The 6,547-nt window shown below is 39.3% G+C and carries 3 protein-coding genes; all 3 read right to left on the bottom strand.

Annotated elements, in window-relative coordinates; translation table 11 throughout:
• Positions 1 to 145: 145 nt before the first annotated feature.
• Positions 146 to 1,918, bottom strand: a complete 1,773-nt coding sequence (locus PLA12_14135; GenBank protein ID HOQ33627.1) for an NADH-dependent [FeFe] hydrogenase, group A6 — start codon at positions 1,916 to 1,918, stop codon at positions 146 to 148.
• A gap of 17 nt (positions 1,919 to 1,935) precedes the next feature.
• On the bottom strand, positions 1,936 to 5,007 hold the full coding sequence (gene nuoF, locus PLA12_14130; protein ID HOQ33626.1) for an NADH-quinone oxidoreductase subunit NuoF: 3,072 nt from the start codon (positions 5,005 to 5,007) through the stop codon (positions 1,936 to 1,938).
• A 69-nt stretch (positions 5,008 to 5,076) separates the two neighbouring features.
• Positions 5,077 to 6,547: DUF4832 domain-containing protein (locus PLA12_14125; GenBank protein HOQ33625.1), on the bottom strand; the 1,471-nt coding region annotated here is incomplete at its 5' end.

The raw sequence follows: 6,547 nt of genomic DNA, 5'->3' as shown, positions 1-6,547 counted from the left end.
CCATTATAATTTTGTTTTCCATTTTATCTTTCCTGAATATTACACACTCATAAACCTACATACTCCTACCCATACTCCTATTATACAACTTTCTAAAATGGTAAAGGAGAGTGTTTTTCACACTCTCCTTTACCTGATATTATCTTTATACTTTTGTTCTTGGGTTGTAATGCGTATGTAATAAATGATGAGCAACTTCACTATTAGGATGTCCCAAAAATTCCTCATATATTTTTTGTATATCAGGATTTACATGGGATTTACGAAGTTCTTTTCCTTCATCTTCTTTATATATAGCCTGAATACGAGCGAGACGGACTGAATTATCCGTGAATCGAGGTTGTCCTCCTCCTCCAATGCAGCCACCGGGACAAGTCATTATTTCGATAAAATGATATGCCTTTTCTCCTGAACGAACACGTTCTATTAATGCTCTTGCATTACCTAAACCATGCGCCACAGCAACATTTACAGTTGCCCCTTCTAAGAATGACCATTCAGGAACACATTTTTCAAGTTTTAATGAAGCTTCTTTAATTCCTTCTAATCCTTCGATAGGAGCAACATGAAGTCCATCAAACGGTAATTCTTTCCCTGTTACTATTTCGTAAACAGTTCGAATTGCTGCTTCCATTACACCACCGGTATTTGCAAATATATCAGCTGCACCTGTGGATAGTCCTAAAGGAGAGTCTTGTTTATCTTCTGGTAAATTGACAAAATCAATACCTGCTTGTTTTATCATTCTACCTAATTCTCGGGTTGTGAGAACATAGTCTACATCACGGACACCCGAGCTATTCATTTCTGGTCGCTGATGTTCATATTTCTTTGCTGTACAAGGCATAATAGAAACAACTACAATATCTTCGGGTTTCTTACCGATTTTCTGAGCATAATAGGTTTTTGCAACAGCACCGAACATTTGTTGAGGAGATTTACATGTTGAAACATTGGGAATCATATCCGGGTAAAAATGTTCCAAAAACTTAATCCAACCTGGCGAACAACTGGTAAACATGGGTAATGCTATGTTTTCTCCATCTACTAATTTTTTCTTTAATCGAGTTAGTAACTCCGTTCCTTCTTCCATAATACAAAGGTCTGCAGCAAAGTTTGTATCAAAAACAGCATGGAAACCTAATCTGCGCAGAGCGGTAACCATCTTACCAGTTACTAAAGTACCGGGCGGTAAACCAAAACACTCACCTAAGGCAGCACGAATTGCAGGGGCTGTCTGCACTACAACAGTTTTTGTAGGGTCATCTAAAGCAGCGAAAACATCTGAAATCTGGTCTCTTTCTACAATGGCACCCACAGGACAAACCGCTCCACATTGTCCACACTGAACACAAACGACATCATCTAAATCACTGCAAAAAGCAGGTCCTACGACCGTTTCAAATCCGCGATTTTGTGGAAATAATCCACCTACGCCTTGAACTTCATTGCATACGGTTACACATCTCCTGCATAAAACACATTTGGATGTATCGCGGACAATAGCCGGCGTTGTTTCATCCACAATCCGTTTACTCTTTTCACCCTGATAGCGAATCTCTTTTATACCTAAAGTTCTTGCCAATTCCTGAAGTTCACAATCATCATTGCGAACACATGTCTGGCAATCGCCATCATGGTCAGATAATAACAATTCTACCACTGTTTTTCTTGCTTCACGGGCTCTTTTTGAATTGGTATGAACTTTCATCCCTTCTGTTACAGGAGCAACACAGGATGCAACTAAAGTGCGTGCTCCCTCTACTTCTACCACGCATACACGACAAGCACCAATGGCTTGAACCTCTTCAAGATAACAAAGTGTAGGGATTTTTAAACCGACTTGTTTCGCTGCTTGAAGTATTGTTGTCCCTTCAGGAACTTCTACGGGAATACCATCTATAGTTAATTTTGGCATGGTTCATTCTCCTTTTATTAATGTTGTGTTTTTAAACTTATTTTTGTTTCACGATAATCACAACGTAAGCAACGGCGAGCCTCTCTTACGGCTAATGTTTCTGTAAACGGAATTTCTACTTCATTGAAGTTATGAACTCGCTTTTCAACAGGCAGAAGTTTCATTTTTGCTCTTGGGAAATCTACAGGGTCAGAATCTGGGTCAAATTCTGTATCAACCATATACGGTTCTCTCCAGAAAGCATGTTCTTCACCAGTAAGATATTTATCAATGCCTACTGCTGCCCTTTCTCCAGCACCAATTGCTTCTGCTACAGAGGAAGGTCCAGAACTAATATCACCACCTGCAAATAACCATTCTATAGAGGTTTGTCCGTATAATTGGTCAACCCACAAAAAGCCGGAAGGAGTTAATTTAACATTTAATCCATCAAGATACCGTTTCAAATCAACAGTCTGACCTATCGCCGCTATAACCTGGTCGGCTTCTTCAACAAAAGGTTCTTCACCTGATTTTGCTTCGGGTCTTCTTCTACCAGAACGGTCATATTCTCCTAACCACATGTGTTGACATTTCACACCAACAACTTTTCCATTTTCTGTTAAAATTTCCAGTGGAGTGACTAACATTTTCAAAATTACGCCTTCGTTAACCGCTTCTTCGATTTCTTCTTTATAGGCAGGCATTTCTTCTCTTGTTCTGCGATAGAGAATCGTCGCCTTTTTAGCACCTAAACGAATGGCTGTTCTTGCCGCGTCAATAGCTGCATTGCCACCACCTATAATAACAACATTCTTACCTACCGGAACAGAACCACGAAGGTTGTATTCACGAAGGAAATCTATTGCCTCGACAACTCCTTCTGCATCTTCGCCTGGAATTCTTAATTTTTGTCCAGAGGGAGCACCTATACCAATGAAAATAGCCTCATAACCATCATCACGAAGGCTTTGTAATGTAAAATCACGACCTAAGGCTTTTTCTGTTTCAATAACAACACCCATTCTTTCTATCATACGAATCTCACGAGCCAACTCTTCTCTGGGTAAACGATATGCAGGTATTGTTTGCACTAACATACCACCGGGTCTGGGTGCTGATTCGAATACACGAGGTTGATAGCCCAATCGTGCAAGGAAATAAGCACAGGTAAGACCCGCCGGACCTGCCCCTATGATAGCAATTTTCTTACGAAGATTTTGTTCATTTTCACGGATTTCAGGCAATTGTATTGTAACTTCCTGTTCTACCATAAACCGTTTTAATCCGCGAATAGATACGGCTTCATCAAGAGTGGCTCTTCTACATTTATCCTCACAAGTATAGAAACACACACGGGCACAAACCGAAGCGAAAGGATTTTGGTCGCGATGAACACGAAGTGCTTCTGCATATCTTTTTTCAGATATTAATGAAACAAAACCCGGGATGTAAACATTCGCAGGGCAAGCACTCATACAAGGAGCACGGACAAGGGACGGACAGACACCCGCGGGACATTTATGTTCACGAATGTGTATTTCAAATTCCTCACGGAAATGACGAATTGCAGAAAGGACAGGATTTGGGGCTGTCTGTCCTAAACCACATAAAGAAGCATCTTTAATTTGTTTCCCCAACTCTATTAGTTTTTCAATATCACCTTCCTCTCCTCGACCCTCACAAATTCTCGTTACAATTTCTAACATCCTTTTGGTTCCAACACGGCATGGCACACATTTTCCACAGGATTCGTCTTGAACAAAGTCAAGGAAGAAACGAGCCATATCTACCATACAAGTGTCTTCATCCATAACAATTAAACCACCTGAACCCATAATGGCTCCCAATTCTTGTAAAGACTCATAATCAACAGGAACATTTAAATATTGCTTGGGTATACACCCACCGGAAGGACCCCCAATTTGTGCCGCTTTGAATTGTTTACCACGAGGAATTCCACCACCAATATCATAAATAATCTCTCCTAAAGGTGTTCCAATGGGTATTTCTACCAGACCTGTATTGTTAACTGCACCCGCTAATGCAAATACTTTAGTTCCTTTACTCTTAGCAGTTCCTATAGACGCAAACCAATCGGCACCTTTTAGGATAATAACAGGAATATTTGCATAAGTTTCTACATTATTTAATAAACTGGGCTTTTCCCATAAACCTTTATATGCAGGGAACGGTGGACGCGGACGAGGTTCGCCTCTCTTTCCTTCTATAGAACGCATAAGTGCTGTTTCTTCACCGCACACAAAAGCCCCTGAACCCATCCGTATTTCTAAATCGAAATTAAAGCCCGTCCCCATTATATTTTTCCCTAACAATCCTAATTCCTTTGCCTGACCAATCGCAATATTAAGCCTTTCTACTGCTAATGGATACTCAGCCCGAACATAAATATACCCCTGGTCAGAACCTATAGCATATCCCGCTATAATCATAGCCTCAATAACACTATGGGGGTCACCTTCCAAAACACTTCTGTCCATAAACGCTCCCGGGTCACCTTCATCAGCATTGCAAAGAACATACTTTTTATCACCCGGGGCTTTCTGGGTTAATTCCCATTTTATACCTGTTGGGAATCCTGCACCACCTCTTCCCCGAAGTCCTGATTTTTTCACTTCCTCCACTACTTGTTGTGGAGTCATTTTTGTCAATACTTTTGCTAAAGCTTGATACCCATCTCTCGCGATATATTCTTCAATTTTTGTGGGGTCTATAATACCGCAGTTCCGTAAAACAATTTTGGTCTGCTGCTTAAAGAAACCTATTTCCTGTAAGGCAGGGATAATTTGTGATGTGGTTGTGGATTTGAAATTCAAACGACTGACAGGTCGCCCTTTTAACAGATGCTCAACAACAATATCTTCAACATCTGTTGTTTTGACACCCTGATAAAAAATAGCATCTGGGTAAATTACGACCACAGGACCTATAGCACAGGGTCCCAAACATCCTGTATGGACTACCTGAATTTCATCATTTAGCCCATGTTTTGCAAGTGCCTCCGAAAAGGCGGAACTGACTTCCATCGAGCCTGATGCCACGCATCCTGCACCTGCACAGATTAATACATGACTTCGAAATGGACTCATTTTTTATCTCCTTTCCATATCTTTTGTATTCTTCATTTCTGAAGTTTTTATTAACATATTTTATTTTCCTCACAAAACAACATTAACTTTACCAATAACATATCTCTTTTCCTGGTCAGAGTTGGTTAAGGGTAATTGAATTTCAGGAGTTCCAGTAATAGTACCCGCTGAAATCAACACGGTATAAGTTCCTTCTTTTAATAAAAAAGGAATAAAAAACGAAGTTTTCGATTCTACTTCTTGGGGTTCATCTTGTTTCCTTATAGGCAAATTCCTGAGATTAAATACATCATCTGTAAAAACAGCAACAATTCCCCCATTTTCATCTTTCCATGTGATAATGGGATATACATCTTGATAACAAGGAGCAACTCCTTTATTTACCCAACGATAGGAAATGTCCCATTTTTTATCCGATATTTTTACTGTCTTTTGCCATTTAACCTCTGTAGGCAAAATACGATAACCTAACCTAAAATTGATTTTATCTATTAAATCTTTGTTGTCTGTTAAAAACTCCCGAGGCCACCAATGTATAGAAACATAACTGGCATGGTAATCTTCTACAGCCTGTAAATATTTGCTACCATCACCCCAACGCCCTTGATTCTTTGAAGGTCCATAATGTTCACTCTCTAAAATAACCGGTTTATTCCTCCAAAAATATTCTGCAAGTTTGGCACTAAAATAAGCATTTTCACCCCCCTGAACAAGGATACTATCATCACGAAGTGTTAATCCTTTTTCAATGGCGTAATTAAGGATTTCTTTTTTCTCTTCGGGAAGCACATCAAATTTTTGTCCATTTGTGACAATGTCATCATTTAGGGCGATTATTGTATTTTTAAAGTGCTTTATATGTAAATCTATATGTTTTTTGATAGATTCCGGAGAAATATGTTTTTTAGTGGAATGCCATACATGACCTTCTCCCCATACTCCTAAGGAACCTATATCTATAAAGGCGACTTCAGGGTTCCCATCATACCGTTTTGCTAACTCTGCTAAAAATTTATCTAACTTTTCTAAGAAAATGGGGTCATCAAATTCGGGTTCCCAATGACTTCCATTTTCTTTAATTCCTTCTGCTGGGATAAAGAAATTACCTTTGGCTCCTGCTTCATAAACCCATTTAGGTGTTGCCCATGGAATAGGAGTCTCGCTACAAGTAATACGCAAGGCAATTTTTTTCCCTTTAGAAATCCACCGTTGAGCAGGAGTATCTAATACAGACCAGTTATATTTTCCTTCTTCAGGTTCCAGAAATGACCATGCTATTCTTAAATAAATAACTGACAGACACGGGAATTCATCAACGGTATCCGATGGTTCTAATTTAGAGCCATAATTTTGTATTTCATTATCATAAAAATGTAATACCCATCCCATTCCTGGATTTCGTAGGGATTCACCCGTATCCGAAAGTGTGACCGATTCCCAATCAGATGTTTCTGCAAATATGGCGATAGAATACAAAATTGAAATAAGGAATATACATAATATATACATTCTTATTTCTATATATTTTTCCCTTTTCAAA

Source organism: Candidatus Hydrogenedens sp., assembly GCA_035378955.1.
Classification (GTDB): Bacteria; Hydrogenedentota; Hydrogenedentia; order Hydrogenedentales; family Hydrogenedentaceae; genus Hydrogenedens.
The sequence above is the reverse complement of the archived record's forward strand: the minus strand, read 5'-3'. Positions and strand labels throughout refer to the sequence as shown.

Bases quoted from the DNA above. Each gene is read 5' to 3' on its own strand.
- nuoF (HOQ33626.1), bottom strand. From the start codon at position 5,007: ATGAGTCCATTTCGAAGTCATGTATTAATCTGTGCAGGTGCAGGATGC.
- PLA12_14135 (HOQ33627.1), bottom strand. From the start codon at position 1,918: ATGCCAAAATTAACTATAGATGGTATTCCCGTAGAAGTTCCTGAAGGG.